This is a genomic window from Pseudarthrobacter sp. NPDC092419 (genome assembly GCF_044755045.1).
Classification (GTDB): Bacteria; Actinomycetota; Actinomycetes; order Actinomycetales; family Micrococcaceae; genus Arthrobacter.
On sequence record NZ_JBIVQF010000001.1, the window covers coordinates 90,215 to 115,877 of the forward strand.

The 25,663-nt window shown below is 67.9% G+C and carries 24 protein-coding genes; 6 read left to right on the top strand and 18 right to left on the bottom strand.

Features of this window, described 5'->3' with window-relative positions:
* Positions 1-89: 89 nt before the first annotated feature.
* Positions 90-863 carry a VIT family protein gene (locus ACIQC0_RS00435; protein WP_400532169.1) on the top strand — a complete coding sequence of 258 codons (774 nt, stop codon included), beginning with the start codon at positions 90-92 and terminating at the stop codon, positions 861-863.
* Positions 864-919: 56 nt separating this feature from the next.
* Here ACIQC0_RS00435 and ACIQC0_RS00440 read toward each other — a convergent pair whose 3' ends face one another.
* From ACIQC0_RS00440 to ACIQC0_RS00450, 3 genes are read right to left on the bottom strand one after another with little or no spacing between them, the layout of a single operon-like run.
* Positions 920-2,347, bottom strand: a complete 1,428-nt coding sequence (locus tag ACIQC0_RS00440; RefSeq protein WP_400532170.1) for a pyridoxal phosphate-dependent decarboxylase family protein — start codon at positions 2,345-2,347, stop codon at positions 920-922.
* A gap of 52 nt (positions 2,348-2,399) precedes the next feature.
* Positions 2,400-3,146, bottom strand: coding sequence for a sulfite exporter TauE/SafE family protein (locus ACIQC0_RS00445; protein WP_377215520.1), 747 nt, complete (start codon positions 3,144-3,146; stop codon positions 2,400-2,402).
* A gap of 59 nt (positions 3,147-3,205) precedes the next feature.
* The gene (locus ACIQC0_RS00450; RefSeq protein ID WP_377215476.1) at positions 3,206-5,014 is read right to left on the bottom strand and encodes a proline--tRNA ligase; all 1,809 of its coding nucleotides are present in this window, start codon (positions 5,012-5,014) and stop codon (positions 3,206-3,208) included.
* 430 nt (positions 5,015-5,444) lie between these two features.
* Here ACIQC0_RS00450 and ACIQC0_RS00455 point away from each other — a divergent pair, with 430 nt between their 5' ends.
* Genes ACIQC0_RS00455 through ACIQC0_RS00465 form a run of 3 tightly spaced genes read left to right on the top strand, consistent with a single transcriptional unit; the run spans position 5,445 to position 7,560 of the window.
* Positions 5,445-6,221, top strand: coding sequence for an ABC transporter ATP-binding protein (locus ACIQC0_RS00455; RefSeq protein WP_400532171.1), 777 nt, complete (start codon positions 5,445-5,447; stop codon positions 6,219-6,221).
* A complete protein-coding gene (locus tag ACIQC0_RS00460; protein ID WP_400532172.1) occupies positions 6,218-6,973 on the top strand; it encodes an ABC transporter permease in 756 nt (251 codons plus the stop codon). Before ACIQC0_RS00455 ends, ACIQC0_RS00460 begins: the two co-directional genes overlap by 4 nt.
* Positions 6,970-7,560: a TetR family transcriptional regulator gene (locus tag ACIQC0_RS00465; RefSeq protein WP_400532173.1), complete on the top strand. Its 591-nt coding sequence runs from the start codon at positions 6,970-6,972 to the stop codon at positions 7,558-7,560. Before ACIQC0_RS00460 ends, ACIQC0_RS00465 begins: the two co-directional genes overlap by 4 nt.
* 19 nt (positions 7,561-7,579) lie before the next feature.
* Here the strand turns inward: ACIQC0_RS00465 and ACIQC0_RS00470 are convergent, their stop codons facing one another.
* The 7 genes from ACIQC0_RS00470 to dxr all read right to left on the bottom strand — a co-directional run bounded on the left by ACIQC0_RS00470 (position 7,580) and on the right by dxr (position 13,760).
* A complete protein-coding gene (locus tag ACIQC0_RS00470; protein ID WP_400532579.1) occupies positions 7,580-8,470 on the bottom strand; it encodes a GNAT family N-acetyltransferase in 891 nt (296 codons plus the stop codon).
* Entirely contained in the window at positions 8,433-9,599 is a 1,167-nt protein-coding gene (ispG, locus tag ACIQC0_RS00475) for a flavodoxin-dependent (E)-4-hydroxy-3-methylbut-2-enyl-diphosphate synthase (RefSeq protein ID WP_364160194.1), read from the bottom strand. Before ispG ends, ACIQC0_RS00470 begins: the two co-directional genes overlap by 38 nt.
* A gap of 30 nt (positions 9,600-9,629) precedes the next feature.
* Positions 9,630-9,923: a YciI family protein gene (locus ACIQC0_RS00480; RefSeq protein WP_377215473.1), complete on the bottom strand. Its 294-nt coding sequence runs from the start codon at positions 9,921-9,923 to the stop codon at positions 9,630-9,632.
* Between the two features lie 80 nt (positions 9,924-10,003).
* On the bottom strand, positions 10,004-10,408 hold the full coding sequence (locus ACIQC0_RS00485; protein ID WP_377215472.1) for a hypothetical protein: 405 nt from the start codon (positions 10,406-10,408) through the stop codon (positions 10,004-10,006).
* Between the two features lie 30 nt (positions 10,409-10,438).
* Positions 10,439-11,131, bottom strand: coding sequence for a MarR family transcriptional regulator (locus ACIQC0_RS00490; RefSeq protein ID WP_400532174.1), 693 nt, complete (start codon positions 11,129-11,131; stop codon positions 10,439-10,441).
* Positions 11,132-11,224: 93 nt separating this feature from the next.
* Positions 11,225-12,556, bottom strand: coding sequence for a M50 family metallopeptidase (locus ACIQC0_RS00495; RefSeq protein ID WP_377215470.1), 1,332 nt, complete (start codon positions 12,554-12,556; stop codon positions 11,225-11,227).
* Between the two features lie 19 nt (positions 12,557-12,575).
* The gene (gene dxr / locus ACIQC0_RS00500) at positions 12,576-13,760 is read right to left on the bottom strand and encodes a 1-deoxy-D-xylulose-5-phosphate reductoisomerase (RefSeq protein ID WP_377215469.1); all 1,185 of its coding nucleotides are present in this window, start codon (positions 13,758-13,760) and stop codon (positions 12,576-12,578) included.
* Positions 13,761-13,824: 64 nt separating this feature from the next.
* On the opposite strand from dxr, the gene ACIQC0_RS00505 reads away from it, so the two are divergent.
* On the top strand, positions 13,825-15,276 hold the full coding sequence (locus ACIQC0_RS00505; RefSeq protein WP_377215468.1) for a lipase maturation factor family protein: 1,452 nt from the start codon (positions 13,825-13,827) through the stop codon (positions 15,274-15,276).
* Positions 15,277-15,294: 18 nt separating this feature from the next.
* Here ACIQC0_RS00505 and ACIQC0_RS00510 read toward each other — a convergent pair whose 3' ends face one another.
* The 7 genes from ACIQC0_RS00510 to ACIQC0_RS00540 are packed head-to-tail and all read right to left on the bottom strand — an operon-like array spanning position 15,295 to position 23,308.
* Positions 15,295-16,128, bottom strand: a complete 834-nt coding sequence (locus ACIQC0_RS00510; RefSeq protein WP_377215467.1) for an HpcH/HpaI aldolase/citrate lyase family protein — start codon at positions 16,126-16,128, stop codon at positions 15,295-15,297.
* Positions 16,125-16,694 carry a MaoC family dehydratase gene (locus ACIQC0_RS00515; protein WP_377215466.1) on the bottom strand — a complete coding sequence of 190 codons (570 nt, stop codon included), beginning with the start codon at positions 16,692-16,694 and terminating at the stop codon, positions 16,125-16,127. Before ACIQC0_RS00515 ends, ACIQC0_RS00510 begins: the two co-directional genes overlap by 4 nt.
* Positions 16,691-17,461 carry a CoA transferase subunit B gene (locus ACIQC0_RS00520; RefSeq protein WP_377215465.1) on the bottom strand — a complete coding sequence of 257 codons (771 nt, stop codon included), beginning with the start codon at positions 17,459-17,461 and terminating at the stop codon, positions 16,691-16,693. Before ACIQC0_RS00520 ends, ACIQC0_RS00515 begins: the two co-directional genes overlap by 4 nt.
* A gap of 2 nt (positions 17,462-17,463) precedes the next feature.
* Positions 17,464-18,249 (bottom strand): CoA transferase subunit A, encoded by a 786-nt coding sequence (locus ACIQC0_RS00525; RefSeq protein ID WP_377215464.1) that lies wholly within the window; start codon positions 18,247-18,249, stop codon positions 17,464-17,466.
* Between the two features lie 34 nt (positions 18,250-18,283).
* The gene (locus tag ACIQC0_RS00530) at positions 18,284-19,447 is read right to left on the bottom strand and encodes an acyl-CoA dehydrogenase family protein (RefSeq protein WP_377215463.1); all 1,164 of its coding nucleotides are present in this window, start codon (positions 19,445-19,447) and stop codon (positions 18,284-18,286) included.
* The gene (locus ACIQC0_RS00535; protein WP_400532175.1) at positions 19,444-21,693 is read right to left on the bottom strand and encodes a biotin carboxylase N-terminal domain-containing protein; all 2,250 of its coding nucleotides are present in this window, start codon (positions 21,691-21,693) and stop codon (positions 19,444-19,446) included. Before ACIQC0_RS00535 ends, ACIQC0_RS00530 begins: the two co-directional genes overlap by 4 nt.
* A gap of 7 nt (positions 21,694-21,700) precedes the next feature.
* Entirely contained in the window at positions 21,701-23,308 is a 1,608-nt protein-coding gene (locus tag ACIQC0_RS00540; protein WP_400532176.1) for a carboxyl transferase domain-containing protein, read from the bottom strand.
* A gap of 202 nt (positions 23,309-23,510) precedes the next feature.
* On the opposite strand from ACIQC0_RS00540, the gene ACIQC0_RS00545 reads away from it, so the two are divergent.
* Positions 23,511-24,140: a TetR/AcrR family transcriptional regulator gene (locus ACIQC0_RS00545; protein WP_400532581.1), complete on the top strand. Its 630-nt coding sequence runs from the start codon at positions 23,511-23,513 to the stop codon at positions 24,138-24,140.
* 129 nt (positions 24,141-24,269) lie between these two features.
* On the opposite strand, the gene ACIQC0_RS00550 is transcribed toward ACIQC0_RS00545, so the two are convergent.
* Entirely contained in the window at positions 24,270-25,658 is a 1,389-nt protein-coding gene (locus tag ACIQC0_RS00550) for a dihydrolipoamide acetyltransferase family protein (RefSeq protein ID WP_400532177.1), read from the bottom strand.
* Positions 25,659-25,663: the final 5 nt, after the last annotated feature.

Below are 25,663 nucleotides of genomic sequence, written 5' to 3' on the forward strand. Positions count from 1 at the left end.
GCCGGCCGCGGCGCTGTCGTAAACGGCGTGTCAGCGCTGCCGCCCGGCCGGCACTGGTCCTGCTCCTGCCGGAGTGGTTTGCTGGGGACATGCACGCACCCGAGCCCGCAGACGCATCCCGGACCGGCACCGGTGCTGACCGGCCCCTGCCCGCTGCTCCGCACGGCGACGAGCCCCACGGCAATGACCTGGCACACCGGCTCAACTGGCTGCGGGCGGGGGTCCTCGGCGCCAATGACGGCATCGTTTCGGTTGCGGCCATCGTGGTTGGCGTGGCCGGCGCCACCCCGGCGACAGGCCCCATCCTCGCCGCCGGCATGGCAGGGCTGGTGGGCGGTGCCATATCGATGGCCTTGGGCGAATACGTCTCCGTCAGCAGCCAGAGCGACAGCCAGCGGGCCCTGATCGAGAAGGAACGCCGCGAACTCGCCGAAGAGCCCCAGGCTGAGCTGGCCGAACTTGCCGCCATCTACGAAGGCAAGGGCCTGACACCGGAAACAGCAGCCACGGTGGCCCGGGAACTGACGGCCAAGGATGCCCTTGCCGCACACCTGTCAGCGGAACTCAACATTGACGAGACCGACATCGTGAGTCCGTGGCACGCTGCGTTCGCTTCTGCGGTGGCCTTTACGATCGGCGCTGTCCTGCCGATGCTGGCCATTCTGCTGCCGCCTCCCGAAATCCGCGTGCCCCTGACCTTCCTCGCCGTTCTGCTTGCCCTCGCCCTGACCGGCGCCGTGGGGGCGTGGATCGGCGGCGGCTCCAAGCTCAGGGCTGCGGTCCGGGTGGTGGCTGGCGGTGCGCTCGCCCTCGCGGCCACCTTCGCCCTTGGCAACCTCCTGGGCGCTTCCGGGGTGGTCTAGATCTCCTGCCCGGTGTTGGATCTACCCAGTGCAAACCCCACGGCTCGGCGCCCACATCAAGGGCTATGTAACCCGCCGCGGACTGCGGCCAGGGCGGACCTGACGGCGTCCACCGCCGTGTCGACTTCGTCCGGGCCGGTTTGCCAGTTGCTGACGGAAACACGCAGGACGTCGCGGTCCCGCCAGCGCGAGCCCGACATCCACACCCGGCCGTCCTCGATGATGCGCTCCGTCACGGCCCGGGTGGTGGCGTCATCGCCGAAGGCCACGCATATCTGGGTGTACTGCACCTCGTTCAGCACCTCGACGCCGTCGAGTGCGGCCAACCCTTTGGCAATGCCGGCCGCAGCCTCTGCAAGCCCGGTCACCTGGCTGGCCACGCCCTCCCGGCCAAGGCTCCTCAGGGCAGCCCAGACCGGCACACCCCGCGCCCGCCGTGAAAGCTCCGGCGCCTTCTCGAACGGATCCCCCGGCCCCTCGGCATCGTGCATGAGGTAGCTGGCGTGCAGGCCCATCGCGGACCGCAGTGCGCCGGCGTCCCTGACGATGGCGATGCCGCAGTCGTAAGGGACGTTCAGGGTCTTGTGGGCGTCCGTGCCCCAGGAATCGGCCTGCTCGAAGCCTGCAACCAGCTGCCTGAGGGCAGGGGCTGCCGCTGCCCATAGCCCGAAAGCACCATCCACGTGCACCCAGGCGCCGTGCCGGTGGGCCACTTCGACCGCCCGGTCAAACGGGTCGAAGGCGCCGGAGTGAAGGTTTCCCGCCTGCAGGCAGACGAGCGCCGGTCCGCCTGCACCTGTGCCGCTGCCTCCGCTGGTCTCAGAGAGGGCAGCATCGAGGGCCTCCGGAAGAAGCCGTCCCTGGTCATCGGTATCCACCACTGTGGGCCGCCCCAGGCCCAGGTAGCGCAGCGCAAGGTCAACCGTGTCGTGGCGTTCCCGGCCCACGAAGCAACGGATCCTGGGCGCCCCCGCGAGACCGTCCCGGTCAAGGTCCCATCCGGCGTCCGCCATCAGCCGCCACCTTGCCGCAGCCATGCCGGTGAAGTTGGCCATGGTGGCGCCGGTGACGAAGCCGACGTCCGCCTGCGGCGGCAGCCCCAGCAGGTCCAGCAGCCAGGCGGCGGCGGCCTCCTCGATGGCTGCCATGGCCGGGGTGGCGTAGCGCAGCCCTGCGTTCTGGTCCCAGGCGCTCACCAGCCAGTCGCTGGCAAGGGCCGCCGGAAGGGTACCTCCAATGACCCAGCCGAAGAACCTTCCGGACGGCATCGCCATCAGTCCGGGGTCGGCTGTCCGGGCCAACAGGTCGATGACCTGGTCCGCAGGCATCCCTTGCGCCGGAAGCGGACCGCCGAAGGCCGGCACGAGATCGTGCGCGGTCCTGCCCGGACCAATGTGCCGCCCCGAAAGGCTCCCCAACCATGCTGCTGCGTGCCGGGTGGCGGCGGCAAGCGCCGGCGCGTACCCGTCGTCGTCGTGGGACATACCTGCATGCTACGCCGGGGCGCCGCGGCGGACGAGGCCTCTTCGGGGCAGGTCAGCCCAGGTTTTCCTGCACGATGTCGTAACCGAGCTTGATGATCAGGGCCGCGACCACCAGCAGGAAGACAGTCCGGACGAAGCGGCTGCCCTGCTTCACCGCCGTCCTGGCGCCGAGGTAGCCGCCCGCCATGTTGGCGGCCCCGAGCAGCAGCCCCAGGCCCCACAGGATGGATCCGTGCGGGAGGAAGAACATCAGCGCACCGGCGTTGGTGGCCATATTGACGATTTTGGCCTTGGCACTGGCCTCCAGGAAGGCATAGCCCATGGCGGAGACGAGGGCTATCACCAGGAAGGATCCCGTGCCCGGGCCGATGAGGCCGTCGTAGAAGCCGATGACTCCACCGATCAGGCACGCCACCACGTAGTGCCTGTGGCCTTCATGCCGCAGTGCGGTGAGGTGCCCGGCGTCGGGCTTGAGCGCGGTGAAGAGCGCCACGGCCACCAGTGCCGCCACAATCACCGGTTTAAAGACCGACGACGGGAGGCTGGCGGCCAGCACGGCGCCGCCGAAGCTGCCGGCCAGGGCAATGACCGCCATGGGAAGGGCAGTTTTCAGGTCCGGCCCGACCCTGCGGTAGTACGTCGCGGCGCTGGTGGCCGTCCCGAAAATAGACCCCATCTTGTTGGTGGCCAGCGCCTGGACCGGTGTGATGCCGGGTACCAGCAGCAGGGCGGGGAGCTGGATCAGCCCGCCCCCGCCCACCACGGCGTCCACCCAGCCGGCGGCGAAGCCGGCAACCATGATCAGGAGGATCGTGCCGCAATGCAGCGACTCCGGGAAAAAGTCCACTGCCGCAGCCGTTAGCTGCGGACGGCGTTGACTACGTAGTCAACGGCCTTGTCCACGGCAACGTTCTCTGCTTCGCCGCTGCGGCGGTCCTTGATTTCCACTACGCCGTCCACCAGGCCGCGGCCCACGGCGAGGATGGTGGGGACGCCCACCAGTTCGGCGTCACCGAACTTGACGCCCGGGGACACCTTGGGACGGTCGTCGTAGATGACGTCCAGGCCCGCGGCCTGCAGGTCGAGGGAGAGTTGCTCGGCCGTAGCGAAAATGTCGTCGCCGCGGCCCACGGCCACAACGTGCACGTCCGCAGGTGCGACGGCGCGCGGCCAGACCAGCCCCTTGCTGTCGTGGTTGGACTCAGCCAGGGCGGCCACGGCCCGGGTGACACCCACGCCGTAGGACCCCATGGTGACCGTGACCTGCTTGCCGTTCTGGTCCAGCACCTTCAGCTCGAGTGCCTCCGCGTACTTGCGGCCCAGCTGGAAGATGTGGCCCATCTCGATTCCGCGGGCAGTCTCCAGCGGACCGGAGCCGTCCGGAGCAGGATCGCCCTCGCGGACTTCGGTGCACTCGATGACGCCGTCCCACGCGAAGTCCCGCCCGGCCACCAGGCCATAGACGTGCTTGCCCGCCTGGTTGGCGCCCGTGATCCAGGACGTGCCGCGGACGACGCGGGGGTCGACCAGGTACAGGAGCTTAGTTGCGCTTTCGGCGCCGAGGAGCGGTTCTTCAAGGGACAGGCCGGGACCCAGGTAGCCCTTGACGATGAGCGGCTGCTTCTTGAGGTCGTCGTCGTTGGCCGCCTCGATGCCGAGTTCGCCGGCAATGGGCAGGAATGCGCCGATGTTGGCCTCGACGCGCTTGAGGTCTACACCCCGGTCGCCGGGGACGCCGATGACCACGAGCTGCCGTTCCCCGGTGGGTAGGGTAACGGCGAGCACCACGTTCTTGAGCGTGTCAGCGGCCGTCCAGGCGCCGCCGTCGGACTCCGCCCGCGGTGCGATCTGGTTCGATGCCGCCACGAGGGTTTCGATGGTGGGCGTGTCCGGCGTGTCCAGGACCTCTGCTGCGGGGGCACCGGTGAAGTCGACCTCGGCGGGCACTACGGTGGTGACGGCCTCTACGTTTGCGGCGTAGCCGCCGGCCGAGCGGACGAAGGTGTCCTCGCCGATCTCCGTGGGGTGCAGGAACTCTTCGCTCTTGGACCCACCCATGGCCCCGGCTGTCGCCGTGACGGGAATGACCTCGAGGCCCAGGCGTTCGAAGATCCGCAGGTAGGCGCCGCGGTGGGCGGCGTAGCTGGCGTCCAGGCCGGCGTCGTCCACATCGAAGGAGTAGGAGTCCTTCATGATGAACTCGCGGCCGCGCAGGAGCCCGGCCCGGGGACGGGCCTCGTCACGGTACTTGTTCTGGATCTGGTAGAGGCTGAGCGGAAGGTCCTTGTAGGACGAGTAGAGATCCTTGACCAGGAGCGTGAACATCTCCTCGTGCGTCGGAGCCAGCAGGTAGTCCGCACCCTTGCGGTCCTGGAGCCGGAAGAGCCCTTCGCCGTACTCCGTCCAACGGTTGGTGGCCTCGTAGGGTTCGCGCGGGAGGAGGGCCGGAAAGTGAACTTCCTGGGCGCCGATGTTAGCCATTTCTTCGCGGATCACTGCCTCCACCTTGCGCAGGACGCTCAGGCCCAGCGGGAGCCAAGTGTAGATACCGGGGGCCGCGCGGCGGATGTAGCCTGCCCGGACCAGGAGCCTGTGGCTGGCAACCTCGGCGTCGGCGGGGTCTTCACGGAGGGTGCGCAGGAAAAGCTGGGACAGTCTAAGGACCACGGGTGGTATCCGTTTCTGGGGAAGTGCTGGATCAGCAGGGCCGGACGGGTTTTGTCTGGGTACTAATCTACCGGCACCCGGCACCGGGCCCGCACTTGGCCCTGCCGCCTGGCCATCCGGAGGCACGCCCCGGAAACGCGTCCTGGAAGCAGTAGAGCCACGCCCGGGAATACAAAGCCCCTGGCCCCCCATGGAGCTGGTCATCGCATCCGGGCGTGGCCCGACGCCGTTACCGCCTTCGTGACTGGTGAGAACAGAGACCGTCCAAACCACTCCAGCGCAGCTAGATCGAACCTATGTGATGACGGGCACATTGACAAGTATTTTTTTGATCCGGCCTGTTGACCGGCTTTACCTGGGGTCCTACCGTTAATTCATCAGCTGGTGAATTACGGGCATCCGGCCCGTAAGGCCAGCAGCGGAGGCGGCCATGTCCCACTCGGCAACACTGCCGGGATCGTCCCGTACCGCGGCCGACGCCGCGGTGGCAGCCAGCGGTTTGTCCGTGCGGCGCGGCAGGGTCCCGGTCCTGCGCGGCCTGGATTTTTCGATACCCATCGGCAGGATCACCGGGCTCCTGGGCCCCTCGGGCAGTGGAAAGACCACCCTTATGCGGGCCATCGTCGGCGTGCAGGTGGTCTCCTCCGGCATGGTCCACGTCCTGGGCCTTCCCGCAGGCAGTCCTGTCCTGCGCCACCGTGTCGGCTACGTGACCCAGTCCCCCAGCGTCTATCCGGATCTGACCGTCGAAGCCAACGTGAGGTACTTCGGTGCCATGCACGGCAAAGGGAAAGCCGACGTGGCGGAGGCGATTGCCGCCGTCGGGCTTGAACCGCAGGCGAAGCAGAAGACTTCAGACCTCTCCGGCGGCCAGCTAAGCCGCGCGTCCCTCGCCTGCGCGCTGGTTGCGCATCCCCGGCTGCTGGTGCTGGACGAGCCCACCGTGGGGCTTGATCCAGTGCTGCGGGCTGACCTGTGGGGCCGCTTCCGCGCCATGGCGGACGCCGGCACCACGCTGCTGGTGTCCAGCCACGTCATGGAGGAAGCCAGCCACTGCAGCGAACTCCTGCTGCTGCGCGACGGCAGGCTGGTGGCCCAGTTGACGCCGGCCGAACTGAGCCGCCGCGGCCGCAGCACGGACCTCGAACAGGCATTCCTGGCCATCATCCGGGAATCCGAGGAGAAGCCGGAAGGTGGTGCACGATGAACCTGCGCATGATGCTGGCCACCACCCGCAGGGTGCTGAGCCAGCTGCGGCACGACCACCGCAGCGTCGCCATGATCCTGGTGGTTCCCGCGCTGCTGCTGACCGCCGTCTACTTCCTCTACGAAAACGAGACGCTGCCGCCGGGGGCGCCACGCACCTTCGACCGCGTCGGCCTGATGATGCTGGCCATTTTCCCGTTCGTAGTGATGTTCCTGGTCACGTCCATCACGATGCTGCGGGAACGGACATCGGGAACGCTGGAGCGGCTGCTCACCACACCGGTGCACAAGGCCGACCTGCTCTTCGGGTACGGCCTGGCCTTCTCCATCATGGCTGGCCTGCAGTCGCTGGTGGCCACTGCCGTGGCGTATTGGGTTTTTGGCCTGGACATCCAGGGCTCGCCCGGCTTCGTGGTGATGATCGCGGTGATCAATGCGGTGCTCGGCGTCGCTCTGGGCCTCTTCTGCTCCGCCTTTGCCCGGACCGAGTTCCAGGCGGTGCAGTTCATGCCGGTGGTGGTGGTGCCGCAGATCCTGCTGTGCGGGCTTTTCGTGCCGCGGGACCGGATGAATGAAGTACTCGAGGCCATCAGCAACGTCCTGCCCCTGACCTTCTCGGTGGACGCGCTGCAGGAGGTCGCGGCCTTTGCCGAACCCACAGAGGCCCTCTGGCAGGACGCCGGCACTATGGCAGCGATTGTCCTGGGCATGCTGGTGCTGGCCTCCCTGACCCTGCGCCGGCGCAGCCCGTGACCGCTGCACGTGGTCGTCGGAGCGGGACCACAGCCTCGAGGGACCATATCCTGGAAGCGGCCCGCCGCCTGTTCGCCGAGCATGGATTCGAGGGCACAAGCCTGCGCCAGGTGGCCCGGTCCGCCGGGGTGGATCCCGCCATGGTCCACCACTTCTTCGCGGGCAAGGACGAGCTCTTCGCCCTCAGCGTCGAGCTTCCCGCCGATCCCGAGCAGGTCCTCTCCGGAGTGGTGGATGCGGACGCCGAAAAGCGCGGGGAGCTGGTGGTGCGGGCCGTCCTGCGCCTGTGGGAGAGCCCCGCCCAGCCGGGCCTGCTGGCGTTCATCCGCGGCACGCTGGGGTCGAAGGCGAAGACCACCCTGCTGCGGGAAATGGTGACCCGGACCATCATTAACCGGATCATCGCCGGACTTCCGGGCAGCCCCGGGGAGCTGGCGCTGCGGGGAAACCTGGTGGCCACCCAGATGGTGGGGCTGATGATGGTCCGGTATGTGGTTCGCCTTGAGCCCCTGGCATCGACGCCGGCCGAGGAAGTGGTTCAGCTGGTCGCGCCGAATGTGCAGCGCTACCTGACGGGAGCCCTCTAGCCGAAGAACCCGGGTCCCGCTAGAAAAGGACCGTCGCGAAGGTGTCCCGCTGGACGAAACCCACCCGTTCATACGTTGAGCGGGCCCTGGTATTGAAGCCGTTGACGTACAGGCTGGTGACCGGAGCGATCTCCTGCGCCCGCTGCACCACGGCGGCCATGTATCCCGCACTGAGCCCCAACCCGCGGAATTTCGGGTTCATCCAGACTCCCTGCACCTGCGTGACCTCCGCCGTCACCGCCCCGAGCTCGGCCTTGAACACCACGTCGCGGGCCTCGTTGAGGTGGACCAGCGAGTGGCCCTGCCTGATCAGCCCCTCAACCCTGCGGCTGTAGAACTCCCTGCCGCCCAGGAAGGGTGAGTAGCCGACTTCCTCCTCGAACATGGCGGCGCAGGCGGGAAGGATGCGCTCGAAGTCGGCCAGGTGCCCCCGTTCCAGCCCGGGATGGGGTTCGACGGCGGGCGGGCCTTCGATGGTCATGAGCGGCTGGTCGTCGCGGACTTCATGCGCCCGGTGTCCGAGCGCTGCGAGCTTCGCGTGCAGTGCCAGGACAGCATCGGCAGGGCCAAAAGCGGAGGCATAGCGGCGCCCGGAGCGGTTGGCTGCCGCGGCCACGGCTCCGGCCAAGGCCGGGTCCAGCTGCACCGGGACAAGGTTGGCTCCGGCCCAGCAGGCACCCACCAGCAGCCCGCCGTCGAAGACACCAAAAATGCCGGCACCGCCGCTGGTGGGCGCGGCAGTGCCGGCAGTACGCAAATGCGCGAGGATGAAGACATTCCCCACCGGGTCCCGTTGGGCAAGAGAGCGCAGGGAAGCGGTATCTTCACCGTCCAGCGTGCGGACGGAAATGCCCGCCGGCGCCTCGTCTTCCCTACGAGACGCTAACCACGGGGCTACCCTTGACAGCATCTTCGCCATCGGCCTCCCCCATCTCTTCAGCGATACGCATGGCCTCTTCGATCAGTGTCTCAACAATTTGGCTTTCGGGCACCGTCTTGATGACTTCGCCCTTCACAAAGATCTGGCCCTTGCCGTTGCCCGAAGCCACTCCGAGGTCCGCTTCACGGGCCTCGCCCGGTCCGTTGACTACACAGCCCATGACGGCCACGCGGAGCGGGATCTCCATCCCCTCCAGACCGGCGGTCACCTGCTCTGCGAGGGTGTAGACGTCCACCTGGGCACGGCCGCAGGAGGGACACGAAACGATTTCGAGCTTGCGCGGCCGCAGGTTCAGCGACTGCAGGATCTGGTTGCCCACCTTGATTTCCTCCACCGGCGGAGCGGAAAGGGAAACGCGGATGGTGTCGCCGATGCCGCGGGAGAGCAGGGCCCCGAAAGCGGTTGCCGACTTGATGGTTCCCTGGAAAGCGGGCCCGGCCTCGGTGACACCGAGGTGCAGCGGCCAGTCGCCTTTCTCGGCGAGCATTTCGTAGGCGGCGACCATGACCACGGGGTCGTTGTGCTTGACGGAGATCTTGAAGTCATGGAAGCCGTGCTCTTCGAAGAGGGAGGCTTCCCAGACGGCGGATTCCACCAGCGCTTCCGGGGTTGCCTTGCCGTACTTCTTCAGGATGCCCGGCTCGAGCGAACCGGCGTTGACGCCGATGCGGATGGAGGTGCCGTGGTCGCGGGCCGCGGCCGCGATTTCCTTGACCTGGTCGTCGAACTTCCGGATGTTCCCGGGGTTGACCCGCACGGCGGCGCAGCCGGCCTCGATGGCCGCAAACACATACTTGGGCTGGAAGTGGATGTCCGCGATCACGGGGATCTGGGACTTCCGGGCAATGATGGGAAGCGCCTCGGCATCATCCGCCGAGGGGCAGGCCACGCGGACGATGTCGCATCCGGAGGCCGTGAGCTCAGCGATCTGCTGCAGGGTCGCGTTGATGTCCGTGGTGGGCGTGGTGGTCATGGACTGCACGCTGATGGGCGAGTCCGAGCCCACTCCCACGGAGCCGACTTTGATCTGGCGCGTCTTGCGGCGCGGGGCAAGGACGGGGGGCGGGGCTGAGGGCATTCCCAGGCTGACCGAGGTCACGTGGACTCCTAGAGTTGGAAAGTGTGGCGGCTACGCGGCGGTTCCGGCGAGCATGCCGGTCACGGGAGCCCATTCGGTAATGCGGGTGCCGGCGATGACGCCTGCGGCGGCGAAGGGATCCTGCTTGAGGATCGAGTGCAGGGCAGCCTCGTCGGCGGTCTTGAAGATCAGCAGCGCTCCGGCACCGTCCCCGTAGGGGCCGCTCGCCAGGATAACGCCATCCTGGGCGAGGCTCCCGGTCCATTCGCGGTGTGCCGGCCGGGCCTCATCGCGGGCTTCGGTGGAATCGGCGGCGTAAACGTACTCAACGGCAAAAACTGTCATACCGCTACCCTATCGCTCCCCCGCGCTGCCCATGCATCCGGCCGGCCCTGCCCGGAGCGCTCAGGCCCTGTCACGGGCAGTCAGGCGAGGAACAGTGCCATGACCAGGGCTGTGGTCCCGGCAGCCCACAGCAGGGACGTCAGGGTGCCGATAATGAACCGTTCCGCCGCCACCGGGGTTTCCTTCAGCTCCGCGAACCTGCCCAGTCCCTTGATGGCCACAATGTAGGCGATGGCCACGGACTGGCCGGTGAGGATGGCCACGGCCACCCCCAGGCGTTCGAGGACCCCAATGATCGCGCCGCCGCGCAGGATCCGCTGGCGGGGTGCATCCGGAGCGTGCACCGGACCGGCGACCGTTTCCTCCGGTGCCGGGTCCGCTGCACGGTCGTCGATGGTCCTGGCCAGCTTGAACACCAGCGTCGTCACCGGCCAGCCACCAAAACCGGCCACCACCAGCGCGGCGATTATCCAGACTGCGGTCACGGCAGTTTCCCTCCTGGTCCCTGGGCAGGTCTACCCGCCCGCGTCACTGGCCCCGCCCGGGCCGACAATCCTGGTCCGGGCGTATTCGAGCAGCATCGCTGCCGCAGGCCTCGCCGCCCATTCTTCCTGCCAGCCGGACCGGACCAGGGTCCGGCTCACCGACTGCTCCGTAATTCCCAGTTCACCTGCCACCTGCTTCTGGCGTCCATGCCTGTCCGGGCCAAGGCGGCGAAGAGCGTCTACCACGCGCCATTGGGCTTCCGTGCGTTCGTGGACCAGACGGCCCAGGAGCCGCAATACAGCCTCTGCGTTGGCGCACGCCCGCACCCCTTCGTCCCCTGCCGGGGTTCCCCCGGCGTCCGTGCCCATGGCGCCGGAGACCACTGACAACGGGACCAGCGGCGCCGCGGCCTTGGCTGCTTCCACGGCTCGCCGGGCGGCCACGAAGCCCGCACCTGAACCCTCTCGGGAGCTGGCGCCGGGTGGGAGGACCACATGGCCGACACCGATCCCTACATACCAGCGCCCGGAGCGCAGGGCATGGAGCGCGGCATCCACCACTGCTCCGGGGTCAGCCAGGACTCCCTGCACCTCATCCCCCACTGAGCGTTCGAAAGCGGCACCGCCCGCAGGGTCCGTAAGGACCCTGAGTTCGGAGATCAACTCCGGCACGCGGTCCCGGTCGCCGGTACTGCCCCGTTGGTCAATGGTCAGAACGAACATTTCTCAACCATAGACGTCTGATAATCGAATATCAATCATAAATGACTGATAATCAGATAATGAGCCGAAAAGGGCTGATATTGGGGCTGGTGCCTAGCCGAAGATGTTGACCGGCTTCACGATGTCCGCATAGATCAGCAGCACGCTCATACCGATCAACAGGGCGGCCACCACGTAAGTCACCGGCAGCAGCCTGGCAATGTCGAACGCTCCCGGGTCCGGGCGGCCGGCCAGCCTGGCCACCTGCCGTCGCGCACCCTCGTACAGTGCACCGGCCACGTGCCCGCCATCCAGCGGCAGCAGCGGAATGAGGTTGAAGACCGCGAGCGCGAAGTTCAGCCCGGCAAGGAGACCCACCAGCGTGGCCAGCCGCGAAACGGCCGGGATTTCCTCCATGGCGGCCACCTCGCCGGCCACTCGTCCCACCCCGACCACGCTGATAGGGCCGTTGGGATCGCGCGGCTCTTCGCTGAAAGCGGCCTTTGCAACGCCCACCACCCGGGCAGGCAGGTTGAGCACGACGCCGGCCACCTGGCGGATGTTCTCCCCCGCCATGGGCAGCACGGACGACGCCGGCTGGGGCACCAGGGTGGTTTGCGCGCCAATGCCCAGGAATCCTACGTCCTGGTACCGGAGGTTGCCTTCACTGTCCCGCTCCTGCCGGCCGTCCACGCCGACGACGGGACGGGCCGAAAGGACGGGCGTCACGGTGGTGGAGACCGTTTCGCCGCCGCGCTCCACGGTGATGGCCACTTCCTGCCCTGCAGAAGCCCGGATCCATTCCGTGAGTTCTTCCCAGTTGGTGACGGTCCTGCCGCCGAAGGAGAGCACGGTGTCGTTGGGCCGCAGCCCGGCAGCGGCGGCAGGCGTGGGCGTGCAGTCGCCGGAATCGGGGTCGATGGTTTCACCGGCCGCCACCTGGCATTTGGAGACGTCAGCGATGGTGGTGGTGGCCGTGGCCATGCCAAACCCCATCAGCAGCACCGCCGTGAGGATGAGGCCCAGCACCATGTTCATGGCAGGCCCGCCCAGCATGATGATGATCTTCTTCCACACGGGCAGCCGGTAGAAGACCCGGTTCTCATCGCCCGGACCCACTTCGTCGTGGGCCATGGAGCGGGCCTCCGTGGCCAGTGCCTGGAACATGCCGGTGCTGGAAGCGCGGACAGTGCCGTCTTCCGTGTTGGGCGGGTACATTCCGATCATGGACACATAGCCGCCCAGCGGGATGGCCTTGATGCCGTATTCGGTCTCGCCCCTGCGCCGGGACCACAGCGTAGGGCCAAAGCCGATCATGTACTTGGTGACCCGCACCTTGAACAGTTTGGCGGGCAGCAGGTGGCCCACCTCGTGAAGGGCGATGGACGCGGCGATACCGACGGCGACGAAGACGACGCCGAGGATAAAGAGGAGTACGGGTGTCATGGGAGGTGTTTACTGCTTCCTAGAGGCTGCTGAGTGCTAAACGTTCGTTGGCGCGGGCGCGTGCCCACGTTTCAGCTTCCAGCACCGACTCCACCGTCAGCCCGGAGGATCCTGCATGTTCGCTGAGGACGGCCTCGATGGTGTCCACGATGTCCGTGAAGCTGATCCGGCCGGCGTGGAATGCGGTGACCGCCTCCTCGTTCGCGGCGTTGAAGACCGCCGGGAAGGTGCTGCCGCGGCGGGCAGCGTTCCTGGCCAGCTCCACGGCCGGGAAGGCCACGGTGTCGAGGGGTTCGAAAGTCCAGGCAGCGGCCTTGGTCCAGTCGCAGGCAGACGCGGCCCCGGGCACCCGGTCGGGCCAGCCCAGCCCCAGCGCAATGGGCAGCCGCATATCCGGCGGTGACGCCTGGGCAATGATGGAGCCGTCCACGAACTCCACCATGGAGTGGACCACGGACTGCGGGTGGACCACCACGTCGATCCGGTCCAGCGGAACGTCGAACAGCAGGTGCGCCTCAATCAGCTCCAGGCCCTTGTTGACCAGGGTGGCGGAGTTGGTGGTGACCATGACGCCCATGTCCCACGTGGGGTGGGCAAGCGCCTCCTGCGGGGTCACTGCGTGCAGGTCATTGCGGGTCCGCCCGCGGAAGGGCCCGCCGGAGGCCGTCAGGATCAGCTTTTGCACCTCGGACCGCGTGCCGGAGCGGAGGCACTGGGCGATGGCCGAGTGCTCTGAATCCACAGGAACGATTTGGCCTTCCCGGGCCGCGGCCTTGACGAGCTCGCCGCCCACGATCAGCGATTCCTTGTTGGCCAGCGCCAGCGTTGCGCCGGACTGCAGTGCCGCGAGGGTGGGCGCGAGGCCGATGGAGCCGGTGATGCCGTTCAGCACCACGTCGGCGTCGACGGCGGCGATGCGTGCTGAGGCGTCCGGGCCGGCCACGATCTCGGGACGGTAGCCGGTTTTACCGGCTGCGGCGGCTGCCTCGGCGATCAGCGCCGCCAGCCGGCGGGGATCCCCATCGGCGATCCCGACGGCGGCCGCGCCCGTGTGCACGGCCTGGCGGGCCAGCAGTTCAAGGTTTCCCCCTCCCGCGCTGAGTGCGACCACCTCGAAAAGGTGCGGGGCGCCGTCGACGACGTCAATCGCCTGGGTGCCGATGGAACCGGTGGATCCGAGAAGGACGATTCTGCGAGGCTGCATTGCTTAAGTATCCCGCACATCGCCAACCTCCCGGGCGGCGGCTGCCCGGCGTAACGTTGATCCCGTGGACTGGCTCTCCTGGTTTGATGCGCCCGAATACGGATTCGCCCGGCAGGTGCTGCAGCGCGGCGTGGCAGCACTCTACTTCGTGGCGTTCCTGTCCACGCTGAACCAGTTCCCGGCATTGCTCGGCGAACGCGGGCTGCTGCCGGTACCCGAGTATCTGAAGGGTTTCAGCAGGCTGCGCCGGCCCACGCTCTTCCGGTGGCGCTACTCGGATGCCCTGCTGCGGGGAGTCTGCGCGGTGGGGCTGGTGGTGTCTGCTTTGCTGGTCGCCGGTATCCCGCAGACCGGACCGCCCTGGGTTCCGCTGATCGCCTTCCTGGTGCTGTGGCTGCTGTACATGTCGATTGTGAACGTGGGCCAGACGTTCTACGGTTTCGGCTGGGAAATGTTGCTCCTGGAAGCCGGTTTCACGGTGGCGTTCCTGGGCTCGGACCAGACGGAGCCGCCGCGGACCATCCTGCTGCTGGTGGTGTGGCTGGTGTTCCGGCTGGAATTCGGCGCCGGGATGATCAAGATCCGCGGCGGGAGGGAGTGGCGGGACCTGACCGCGCTGTACTACCACCACGAAACACAGCCCATGCCCGGCCCGCTGAGCCGGCAGGCGCACCTGCTGCCCAAGCCGCTGCACCGTGTGGAAGTGTTGGGAAACCATGCCGCCCAGCTGGTGGTGCCGTTCTTCCTGTTCGCACCGCAGCCGGTGGCCAGCGTGGCGGCAGGAGTCGTCATCGCCACCCAGCTGTGGCTGGTGGCCAGCGGAAACTTTGCCTGGCTGAACTGGATTGCGATCGTGCTGGCCTTCGCCGCCGTCAGTGATCCGGTGCTGCGGGCCGTATTCCCCTTCCTTCCGGCGGACTGGCCGGGCAGGGAAGCACCCGCCGGGACTCCGCTGTGGTGGCTGGCCATCACGCTGGCCGCCACACTGCTGCTGGCGGTCCTCAGCTACTGGCCGCTGCGGAATCTCGTCTCGAAGCAGCAGCTGATGAACGCCAGCTTCAACCGGTGGCAACTGGTCAACACCTACGGTGCGTTTGGCACCGTGACCAAACAGCGCATCGAAATCGTGGTGGAGGGAACCCTCGACGCCGATCCGGACGATGCGTCCGACTGGCGGGAATACGGGTTCAAGGGCAAGCCCGGTGATGTCCGGCGCATCCCCCGCCAGTGGGCGCCCTACCACCTGCGGCTGGACTGGCTGATGTGGTTCCTGCCTCTGCGCACCGTGCACGAGGAATGGTTCTACGCGTTCCTGGGCAAGCTGCTGGAGGCGGACCGGCAGACGCTGCGGCTGCTCCGGCATGATCCGTTCGACGGCGTCCCGCCCCGGTGGGTGCGCGTGCGCGGTTACCACTATCGTTTTGCCACCCGGGAAGAGTTCCGCAGGACGGGGAACCGGTGGATCCGGACCCTGCTCTCCGAACCGATTCCGCCGTTGTCCCTGCGCCGGTCCTAGAGCCGGGACCTGCGGATCCTAGAGTCCTGCCCTGCGGATGGTTGCCTGGGCGTGCTTCAGGATGGGCCCGTCGATCATCTTCCCGTTGTGCTGGAACACTCCGGACCCGGCGTCCCGCGCGGCCTGCAGCAGTTCCTGCGCCGCTGCAACGTCCTCTTGAGACGGCGCATAGGCCTCGCGGACCACGGCAGCCTGGCTGGGGTGGATGCAGGCCTTGGAGCTGAATCCGGACGCGACGGCGTCCGCCGCTTCGGCAGTGAGGCCCGGCAGGTCCGGAATGTTCACGTAAACCGCGTCCACGGCCTCCTTGCCGTGCGCCCGGGCCGCCAGGAGCACCGCAGAGCGCGCGTGCATCGCCACGGCCCGGTAGCCACCGTCGTCCGTCCTGCTGGAGGTGCCGCCCAGGCTGGCGAGGAGGTCCTCCGCCCCCCACATCAGGGCCACCACGTTGGGGGCCGCGGCGATGGCGGGGGCGTTCAGGACGCCGAGCGCCGTTTCGCAGAGGGCGATGACGTGGTAGTCGGCCAGGGCTTCGAGCTGGCCGGCGTCCTCGGCCTTGGCCAGCATCACGGTCCGGTAGGGGGTGTGCGCCAGGCAGTGCAGGTCCTTCTCGAATTCGTCCGTGCCCACCGGGTTGACCCGCACGATGGTGCGGGTCGGTTCCAGCTCGGGCGCCTCCCCTGTGGCGCCCACCTGGGCCAGGATGGCACCTCGGGCGCGCTTCTTGTCCGCGGGCGCCACCGCATCCTCGAGGTCAAGGATGACGGCGTCGGCACGGGCTGCGGCCTTCTGGTAGCGCTCAGGACGGTCGGCCGGGCAGAAGAGGAGGGACGGGCCCATCACGAAAGTCATACCGGCATTGTCTCCTGTCCATCCCCGGCGCCGCCGCGCAGTTGCCGGGCGTGCGCTTCCCTGGTCCACATCAGGCAGCTGCGGGTGGCCAGTGCCACCACCGTGCCGTCCTGGTTGCGGCCGGTGTGTTCCATGGTGACGATTCCCTGCCCGGGCCGGGACCCGGACAGCCGCTTGCCGCTGATCACCGTCTCCGTGTACAGCGTGTCGCCGTGGTAGAGCGGGTGCGGGAAGGACACGTCCGTCAGGCCGAGCTGGGCGATGATGGTGCCCTGCGTGAGCTGGGATACCGATTGGCCCACCACGGTGGCCAGCGTAAACATCGAGTTGACCAGGCGCTGGCCGAACGGCTGCCCGGCGCTCCAGGCGGCGTCCAGGTGCAGGGCCTGGGTGTTCATGGTCAGCGTCGTGAACAGGACGTTATCCGCTTCGGTGACCGTCCGGCCGGGACGGTGCGCATACAGGACCCCCTCCTCCAGTTCGTCGAAGTAGAGCCCGCGCTGCTCGATGATGCGGGGGCCGGCGTCGTGCGCCGGTGCGTTGCCGTTCTGTGAATCGCCGTTCATACGGTCAGTTCCATGTCTTCCTCGAAGAGTTCCGCGGCGGTGGCCGCAGCCACGTCCGCCACGGAGACGTTGGGGGCCAGTTCGCGCAGCACCAGCCGCGGACCGGCGTCGTCCCGCACTACGTCGATGACGGCCAGGTCCGTGATGATCCGATCCACACAGCCCTTGCCGGTCAGCGGCAGGGTGCACTCCTGGACAATCTTGGGGTTGCCGTTCCGGTCCACGTGCTCCATCATCACGATGACTTTCTTCGCCCCGAACACCAGGTCCATGGCGCCGCCCATGCCTTTGACCATCTTGCCGGGGATCATCCAGTTGGCCAGGTCCCCGTTGGCGGCCACCTCCATCGCACCGAGGACGGCGACGTCCACGTGGCCGCCGCGGATCATGCCGAAGGAGGAGGCGGAGTCGAAGAATGCCGCGCCCTTGTTCACGGTAACGGTTTCCTTGCCCGCGTTGATCAGGTCAGGGTCCACGGCGTCCTCCGCAGGGTAGGGCCCGACGCCGAGGATCCCGTTCTCGGAGTGGAGCACCACCTCCACGCCCTCAGGGATGTAGTTGGGGATAAGGGTGGGCATGCCGATGCCGAGGTTTACGTACTGGCCGTTGTGCAGTTCCCGGGCCACGCGGGCAGCGAGTTCGTTGCGGGTCCACCCTTTGGTCTCGGGGCTGCCGTCGGCCGGCGCCGGGTGCTCCTGGTGGGAGGCACGCCGGTATTCCGGCCGGACCGCTTCCGGGCGGGGGGCCTCGGGGCTGTTGGGGTCCATGGCTATGCTCCTGCCTGCTGGGTGGTGGCGTTGGCCTGGTCGAGGGACACCGTGCGTTTCTCGATCCGTTTCTCCGCGCCGGGGGCCAGGACCACGCGCTGGACGAAGATGCCGGGCGTGTGGATGTGCTCCGGGTCCAGTTCACCGGGCTCCACCAGTTCCTCCACTTCGGCGATGGTAATCCGGCCGGCCATGGCACACAGCGGGTTGAAGTTCATGGCGGTGGCATGGAAGACCAGGTTGCCGTGGCGGTCGCCCTTCCAGGCGTGGACCAGCCCGAAGTCCGGGGTGAGCGATTCCTCCAGCACATAGTCCACCCCGCCGAACGGGCGCACTTCCTTCGCTTCCGAGGCGACGGCAATCCCGCCGTCGGCGTCGTACTTTTGCGGCAGGCCGCCGTCGGACACCTGCGTGCCCACCCCCGCCTTGGTGTAGAACGCAGGGATGCCGGCACCCCCGGCGCGGAGCTTTTCCGCCAGGGTGCCCTGCGGAGTGAGCACCACCTCCAGCTCGCCCGAGAGGTACTGGCGCGCAAACTCCTTGTTCTCCCCCACATACGAGCTGATGGTGCGCCGGATGCGGCCGTCCTTGAGGAGGATACCCAGGCCCCAGTCGTCTACGCCGCAGTTGTTGCTGACCGTTTCGAGGCCGGTGGTGCCGGCCCGGTGGAGGGCGTCAATGAGGGTGACGGGGATGCCGCAGAGGCCGAACCCGCCCACGGCCAGCGAGGCGCCGTCCGGGATGTCCGCCACGGCTTCCGCGGCGGATGCAACAACCTTGTCAATCATCAGTGATCCTTTCGGCCGGCAACGGCGCCCGGGCCTAGAGGCCCAGTTCGCGGGCGATCAGCATCAGCTGGACCTCCGTGGTGCCCTCCCCCACTTCAAGGATCTTGGAGTCGCGGTAGTGGCGCGCCACGGTGAACTCGTTGATGAAGCCATAGCCGCCGAATACCTGGGTGGCATCCCGCGCGTTGTCCATGGCTGCCTCGCCTGCGACCATCTTAGCGATGGCCGCCTGCGTCTTGAACGGCTTGCCGGCGAGCATCCGGGCCGCGGCGTCGTAGTACGCCAGCCGGGCCGTGTGGGCGCGTGCTTCCATCCGGGCGATCTTGAAGGAGACGGCCTGGTACTTGCCGATTTCCTGGCCGAAAGCGCGCCGTTCGCTGGCATAGCGGACCGAGAGGTCCACGCAGCCCTGGGCCGCACCTGTGGCCAGTGCCGCGATGGCGATCCGGCCCTCATCCAGGATGGACAGGAAGTTCGCGTAGCCGCGGCCTTCGGCTCCGAGCAGGTTGGCTTCCGGGACCCGGACGTCCTTGAGCGTCAGCGGGTGCGTGTCGGAGGCGTTCCATCCCACCTTGTTGTACGGCTTCTCCGCCTTGAAGCCCGGCGTGTCGGTAGGCACCAGGATGGTGGAGATGTCTTTCTTCACGGACCCGTCCGGGCGCTCGGTCTGGCCGGTGACGGCAGTGACGGTGACCAGGCGTGTGATGTCCGTGCCGGAGTTGGTGATGAACTCCTTGTTGCCGTTGATGACCCAGTTTCCGTCCTCGCGCCGCGCGGTGGTCTTGGTACCGCCTGCGTCCGAGCCCGCCTCGGGTTCGGTGAGTCCGAAGCCTGCGAGCGCCTGGCCCGAGGCCAGCATCGGCAGCCACTCCTGCTTCTGCGCGTCCGTGCCGAACCGGTAGATAGGCATGGCGCCCAGGGAGACTCCGGCTTCCAGGGTGATGGCCACGGACTGGTCCACCCGGCCCAGTTGTTCCAGCGCGAGGGCAAGCGCGAAGTAGTCGCCGCCCATGCCGCCGAATTCTTCCGGGAACGGCAGGCCGAAGAGGCCCATCTCCGCCATCTGCTTGACCACTTCGTAGGGGAAGCTGTGTTCCTCGTCGTGCTTGGCGGAGACCGGGGCCACCACCGTGTCCGCGAAGTCGCGGACGGTGTCGCTGAGGTCCTGGTATTCCTCCGTCAGTTCAAAACCGTTCATGCCTGGGCTCCTTCGCCATCAAGTTCGTTGGGGGTGTTCGTGTCGTCGAGCGGGTGGATGGTGGCCACCACCTGGTCTGCCTTCACCAGGGCGCCGGCAGCCGTTGTCAGGTGCACCGTGCCTGCCAGCGGCGCGAGGAGCTGGTGTTCCATCTTCATGGCCTCCACGGAGAGCAGCACCTGGCCGGCCTGCACGGTGTCGCCGTCCCGGACCGGTACGGCGACCACCGTGCCCGGCATGGGTGAGCGTACTGCCGGGTCCGCTGCGCCTTCTTCCCGCTGCACTGCCGCCAGTACGCGTTCCAGGCGGGCCTCGCGGGTGAGGATTTCCAGCCGGCAGGACCAGCCTTCATTGCCCAGGAAGAGCGCCGAGGGACCCGGCCGGGGGTCCAGCCAGCTTTGCGCCTGGGGTCCGGTGAACACCGGGGCCAGCGAGTAGTCCCGGCCCTCGCCGTCGAGTTCCAGCCGGAATGCCGCGCGGGAGCTCAGGTGCAGCGCGGCCCGGCGCACCGGGCCGCCGTCCACTTGCACGGAGGCCCGCAGGGGCTCCTTCCCCGCTGCGTCCCCCGGCACCTCCAGGGCGCCGACCGCCACGGTGGCCACGCCGCCGTCGGGCGTACCGACACTGATGCGCCGCGGCGCCGGGCTGCCCACCCGCCAGCCGTCCTTGCGCTGCCATGGACCCGCCGTGCCAGCCGGATCGGGCGGGGTGTTCTGCCGCTCGTGGTCCGCGGCATAGAGGGCGGCCGCGGCGAACTCGAACGCGTCGGGCCGGCGGAAGGTGAGCTCCGGCATGCGGCGCCCGATCAGGCCTGTGTCCAGGCGGCCGGCGCGGACGTCCGGATCGTTGATGAGCAGGCGGAGGTACTCCACGTTGGTGTGCACGCCCAAGGCGGTATAGCCGGCGAGCGCCGCGTCCAGCGTGTCCAGGGCGTCGGTGCGGTCCGCGCCCCAGGCGATCACCTTGGAGATCATCGGGTCATAGCTGGAGGAAAGTTCCAGGCCATCCACCAGGGAAGAGTCCACCCGGACCCTCCCCCGGGCGGTGGCCACTTCGTTGGCTGGCGGGGCGCTCGGCCGCTGCCGGGGACCGGGCAGTTCGTCAAGAAGGAGTACCGTGCCGGTCGAGGGCAGGAAGTTTTTTTCCGGCACTTCCGCGTAGACGCGCGCCTCCACGGCGTGGCCGGAAAGTCCGACGTCGGACTGCCGGACGGTCAGTTCCTCACCGGCGGCGATGCGGACCTGCCATTCCACCAGGTCGATGCCGGTGACCATCTCCGTGACGGGGTGCTCCACCTGCAGCCGGGTGTTCATCTCCATGAAGAAGAACTCGTCCGGAGCCTCGTCCGAAACCAGGAACTCCACGGTGCCCGCGCCGGTGTAGTTGACGCTGCGGGCGGCGTTGCAGGCCGCCTCGCCGATCCGGGCGCGGACCTCGGCGCCGTTGGGCAGCCCGGCCAGCAGCGGCGAGGGCGCCTCTTCGATGACCTTCTGGTGGCGGCGCTGCAGCGAGCATTCGCGCTCGCCGAGGTGGATGACGTTCCCGTAGTTGTCCGCCAGCACCTGCACCTCGATGTGCCGCGGAGTGGTGACGAGCCGCTCCAGGAAGAGGGTGTCATCGCCGAAGGCGCTGGCCGCCACGCGGCGGGCCGTGGCGAGGGTGGCCGGTAGCTCCTCAGGGGTTGCCACGGCGTGCATGCCCTTGCCGCCACCGCCCGCGGAGGGCTTGATCAGGAGCGGATAGCCGACGGCGGCAGCCGCCTCCACGAGCTCAGCGTCGGTCATTCCCGGGCGGGCCACGCCCGGGACCACCGGGACGTCATAACCCGCCACGTGCGTCTTGGAGCGGATCTTGTCCCCCATGACGTTCAGTGCCTCCACGCGGGGGCCGATGAACGTGATGCCCGCTTCGTCCAGGGCACGCGCGAACTCCACGTTCTCGCTGAGGAAGCCGTAGCCGGGGTGCACCGCGTCGGCGCCGCTCCGCCGGCAGGCCTCAATGACCGCATCGATGCTGAGGTAGCTCTCGGCGGCCGCTGCAGGGCCGATCCGGACGGCCGTGTCAGCCTCGCGCACGTGGCGCGCTCCGGCGTCGGCATCGCTGTAGACGGCGACCGAGCGGATGCCCAGGGCGCGCAGGGTGCGGATGACCCGGCACGCGATTTCGCCGCGGTTCGCCACCAGGACGGTGCCGAACAGGGGCGGGGCGGCCTGTGGCGTGGATTCGGAAAGTGCGGGAGTAGTCATGGCTGGTTCACATCCGGAAGAGGCCGAAGGAGGTTTCGGGCAGCGGGGTGCGGGCTACGACGTCAAGCGCCAGGCCCAGGACGGTGCGGGTGTCCGCGGGGTCGATCACGGCGTCGTCCCAGAGGCGTGCCGTGGAGTAGTACGGGCTGCCCTGGTCCTCGTATTGCCGGCGGATGGGCGCCTTGAAGGCTTCTTCGTCCTCGGCGGACCAATCCGTTCCGGCGGCCTCGAACTGGTCCCGCTTGACGGTGGCCAGCACGCTGGAGGCCTGGTTGCCGCCCATCACCGAGATCCGCGCGGCCGGCCACATCCATAGGAACCGCGGCGAGTACGCCCGGCCGCACATGGAGTAGTTGCCGGCGCCGAACGAGCCGCCGATCACGACTGTCAGCTTGGGCACCCGGGCTGTTGCCACGGCGGTAACCATCTTGGCGCCGTTTTTGGCGATGCCGCCCTGCTCGGCGTCCTTGCCCACCATGAAGCCCGAGATGTTCTGCAGGAACAGCAGCGGGATGCCGCGCTGGTCGCAGAGTTCGATGAAGTGGGCGCCCTTGAGCGAGGACTCGCCGAAGAGCACGCCGTTGTTGGCCACGATGCCCACCGGGTGCCCATGGATCCGGGCGAAACCGGTGACCAGGGTGGTGCCGTATTCCTTCTTGAACTCGTGGAACCGGCTGCCGTCCACCAGGCGGGCGATGACCTCGTGCACGTCATAGGGGGCATTGACGTCCGTGGGCACGGCGCCGTAGAGCCCGGCCGGATCCTCGGCGGGTTCGACGGCGGGCTGCACCTCCCAGGCGGGCGGGGGCGGTGGCGGCAGGGTGGCAACGATGTCGCGGATGATCTGGAGCGCGTGCTCGTCATTTTCCGCGAGGTGGTCCGTCACACCGGAAACGCGCGAGTGCACTTCGCCGCCGCCCAGTTCCTCTGCGGTGACGATCTCCCCGATGGCGGCCTTCACCAGCGGCGGCCCGCCCAGGAAGATGGTGCCCTGGTTGCGGACAATGACGGTCTCATCGCTCATGGCCGGCACATACGCGCCTCCGGCCGTGCAGGACCCCATCACGGAGGCGATCTGCGGAATCTTCGCCGCCGACATCCTCGCCTGGTTGAAGAAGATGCGGCCGAAATGCTCCTTGTCCGGGAAGACCTCGTCCTGCTTGGGCAGGAATGCCCCGCCGGAGTCCACCAGGTAGATGCAGGGCAGCCGGTTTTCCAGCGCGATCTCCTGGGCCCGCAGGTGCTTCTTCACCGTCATGGGGTAGTACGTGCCGCCTTTGACGGTGGCGTCGTTGGAGATGACCAGGACGTGGCGGCCGTGGACCAGCCCGATGCCCGCAATCACGCCGGCGCCGGGAGCTTCGTCGTCGTACATCCCGTTGGCTGCCAGGGGGGAGATCTCCAGGAACGGGCTGCCGTCGTCCAGGAGTTGGTCGATGCGCTCCCGGGGCAGCAGCTTGCCGCGGGCCACGTGCCTCTGCCGGGATTTCTCCGGCCCGCCCAGTGCTGCGTCCGCAAGTCGTTTGCGCAGGTCAGCCACAAGCTCAAGCTGCGCCTGGCGGTTGGCCGCAAACGCCTCACTGGCTGGGTCAAGCCGGCTGAGAAGGGTCTCCATCGACGCGTTCCGTTTCTCTTCCATTCCGGGCCGGGAATGCCAACTCGGTTAGTGTTCAATAACTGAAATTCAGGTTAGTCTCTATTAACTGTGATGTCCAACACAGGCGGGGCCTTGCTAGGCTTTGCGGGTCCAAGGAGGAGAAGTGCCCACCAGCAGCAGCGGCGCTGTCCAGCGCAGCACCACCACGGAGCGCAGCCCCGTGACGCAACGCAGCCCCGTCACGCAGCGCAGCCCCGTCACGCAGCGCAGCCAGGCGAAGGAAAGCCGCCGACGGGCGCTCCTGGCCGCTGCCGCTTCCCTGTTTGCGGCGAACGGCTTCAACCGGGTCTCGCTCGAGGACCTGGGCTCGGCGGCCGGTGTGAGCGGCCCGGCGGTCTACCGGCATTTCTCCGGCAAGCAGGCCGTCTTGGCGGATCTGCTCACCACGGTCAGCCAGGACCTCCTGGAAGGCGGCCGGCGCGTCGTGGCGGACAACCCTGACCCGGCCGTTGCCCTGCGGCGCCTGGTGGAATTCCAGGTGGACTTTGCCTTGGGGAAGCCGGACGTGATCCGGGTCCAGGACCGGGACCTGAGCAACTTGTCGGAGCAGGACCAGTCGGCGGTGCGGACGCTGCAGCGCAGTTACGTCGAGGTCTGGGTGGAGGTGCTGGCACTGATCCATCCGGGCACGGATGCATCCGAGCTTCGCATGCGGGCACACGCCACGTTCGGCTTAATTAACTCCACGCCACACTCGGTGCGCAGCCACGGCCGCAAGATGGCCTCGCGGACCGCCCGGCCGCTGCTGGAAACCATGGCCCTGGCCGCCCTGACGGTCCCCGCCGACTGATCCCCGCCGCCACAACGGGCCCCGTGGCGGCGGGCCCCCCAATCATCCCGCCGCCACAACCGGCCCCTGGCACGCATAACCGGCCCCTGGCACCACCGCCCAAGCGGGCCGGGGCCGGTCGTGCGCATGTCAGACCATGGTGAGGACCATGCCCGGCTCGGCCATGATCGCCCCGACGTCCGCGAGGAACCGGGAGGCCTGCTCGCCGTCCACGAGCCGATGGTCGAAGGACAGGCTCAGAGTGAGCACCTGCCGCAGCGCCACTTCGCCCTGGTACTCCCACGGCATATTCCGCACCGCACCCAGGGCGAGGATTGCCGCTTCGCCCGGGTTGAGGATGGGCGTGCCGGCGTCGATCCCGAAGACGCCGATATTGGTAATCGAGATCGTGCCTCCGGAAAGATCCGCGGGAGCGGTCTTGCCGGCGCGGGCCGTTTCCGTGAGTTCCGTGATCGCGCCCGCAAGGTCCCGCAGCGACAGCCTGTCGGCGTCCTTGACGTTCGGCACGGTGAGCCCGCGCGGGGTGGCCGCGGCGATACCCAGGTTCACGTAGTTGAACGTCACGATCTCCTGGCTGGCCTCATCCCAGCGCGAGTTGAGTGACGGATTCCGCTTTAGGGCAATCAGCACCGCCTTGGCCGCAAGCGTCATCGGCGTGACGCGGCAGCCCTGGAATTCCCGGCTGGCCTTGAGCTTTGCCAGCAGTTCCATGGCGGGTGTGACGTCCACGGTGAGGAACTCTGTGGCGTGCGGGGCCGTAAAAGCGCTCTGGACCATGGCGGCCGCAGTGAACTTCCGGACGCCCTTGATCGGAGTGCGGACCTCGCGCGGCCCGCCGGAGGCACTTCCAGCTGTGGCGCCGGTTCCCTGCTGCCCGGTTCCCTGCGTTCGGGCATCCTGTGCGCCGTCGGCGTAGGCCTGGACATCCTCGCGGGTGATGAGCCGGTCCGGGCCGGTCGCCGTGACATCGGCCAGGTCGACGCCCAGGTCCTTGGCCAGCTTCCGCACCGGCGGCGTGGAGCGCGGGCGTTCACCGGAACCGGCAGGCGCCACGGCTGAATCGGGAGTGGAGTCTACGGAAGCAGGCGCAGCAGCCGGCGCAGGCGCCGCCGACGCGGTCGCAGCAGAAGGAGCCACTGCCGTGAAGTTCCGGGGCCGCCGTGCGGGACGGCCGGAGCTTTCGACGACGGCGCCGTACCCCACCAGGTTGGGTTCCCGTTTTCCGATGGCCCCTGCAGCGTCGCCCCCTTCCGCGCCGGAAGGTGCGCTGCCGCCGTCGTCCGCTACTTCAAAGGTGACGATGGGCTTTCCCACCTCCACCACTGTTCCCGGTTCCTCGTGAAGCGCCTTGATGACTCCGGCAAAAGGAGAGGGCAGCTCCACCACGGCCTTGGCCGTCTCCACCTCGGCGATGACCTGGTTGAGCGTGACGGTGTCCCCCACCCCGACCTTCCAGCTCAGGATTTCAGATTCGGTGAGGCCCTCACCCAGGTCCGGAAGCCGGAATTCCTTGATCATGGTGG

Excerpts from the sequence above, each read along its gene's own strand:
- ACIQC0_RS00470 (WP_400532579.1), bottom strand. The coding sequence starts at position 8,470 with ATGCTGTCAAGGGTAGCCCCGTGGTTAGCGTCTCGTAGGGAAGACGAG.
- ACIQC0_RS00435 (WP_400532169.1), top strand. The coding sequence starts at position 90 with ATGCACGCACCCGAGCCCGCAGACGCATCCCGGACCGGCACCGGTGCT.
- ACIQC0_RS00515 (WP_377215466.1), bottom strand. The coding sequence starts at position 16,694 with ATGAACGGCGATTCACAGAACGGCAACGCACCGGCGCACGACGCCGGC.
- ACIQC0_RS00445 (WP_377215520.1), bottom strand. The coding sequence starts at position 3,146 with ATGGTTGCCGGCTTCGCCGCCGGCTGGGTGGACGCCGTGGTGGGCGGG.
- ACIQC0_RS00495 (WP_377215470.1), bottom strand. The coding sequence starts at position 12,556 with ATGACACCCGTACTCCTCTTTATCCTCGGCGTCGTCTTCGTCGCCGTC.
- ACIQC0_RS00460 (WP_400532172.1), top strand. The coding sequence starts at position 6,218 with ATGAACCTGCGCATGATGCTGGCCACCACCCGCAGGGTGCTGAGCCAG.
- ACIQC0_RS00520 (WP_377215465.1), bottom strand. The coding sequence starts at position 17,461 with ATGGACCCCAACAGCCCCGAGGCCCCCCGCCCGGAAGCGGTCCGGCCG.
- ACIQC0_RS00455 (WP_400532171.1), top strand. The coding sequence starts at position 5,445 with ATGTCCCACTCGGCAACACTGCCGGGATCGTCCCGTACCGCGGCCGAC.
- ACIQC0_RS00540 (WP_400532176.1), bottom strand. The coding sequence starts at position 23,308 with ATGGAGACCCTTCTCAGCCGGCTTGACCCAGCCAGTGAGGCGTTTGCG.
- dxr (WP_377215469.1), bottom strand. The coding sequence starts at position 13,760 with ATGCAGCCTCGCAGAATCGTCCTTCTCGGATCCACCGGTTCCATCGGC.
- ACIQC0_RS00530 (WP_377215463.1), bottom strand. The coding sequence starts at position 19,447 with ATGAACGGTTTTGAACTGACGGAGGAATACCAGGACCTCAGCGACACC.
- ACIQC0_RS00440 (WP_400532170.1), bottom strand. The coding sequence starts at position 2,347 with ATGTCCCACGACGACGACGGGTACGCGCCGGCGCTTGCCGCCGCCACC.
- ACIQC0_RS00535 (WP_400532175.1), bottom strand. The coding sequence starts at position 21,693 with ATGACTACTCCCGCACTTTCCGAATCCACGCCACAGGCCGCCCCGCCC.
- ACIQC0_RS00490 (WP_400532174.1), bottom strand. The coding sequence starts at position 11,131 with ATGTTCGTTCTGACCATTGACCAACGGGGCAGTACCGGCGACCGGGAC.
- ACIQC0_RS00550 (WP_400532177.1), bottom strand. The coding sequence starts at position 25,658 with ATGATCAAGGAATTCCGGCTTCCGGACCTGGGTGAGGGCCTCACCGAA.
- ACIQC0_RS00510 (WP_377215467.1), bottom strand. The coding sequence starts at position 16,128 with ATGACTTTCGTGATGGGCCCGTCCCTCCTCTTCTGCCCGGCCGACCGT.
- ACIQC0_RS00525 (WP_377215464.1), bottom strand. The coding sequence starts at position 18,249 with ATGATTGACAAGGTTGTTGCATCCGCCGCGGAAGCCGTGGCGGACATC.
- ACIQC0_RS00480 (WP_377215473.1), bottom strand. The coding sequence starts at position 9,923 with ATGACAGTTTTTGCCGTTGAGTACGTTTACGCCGCCGATTCCACCGAA.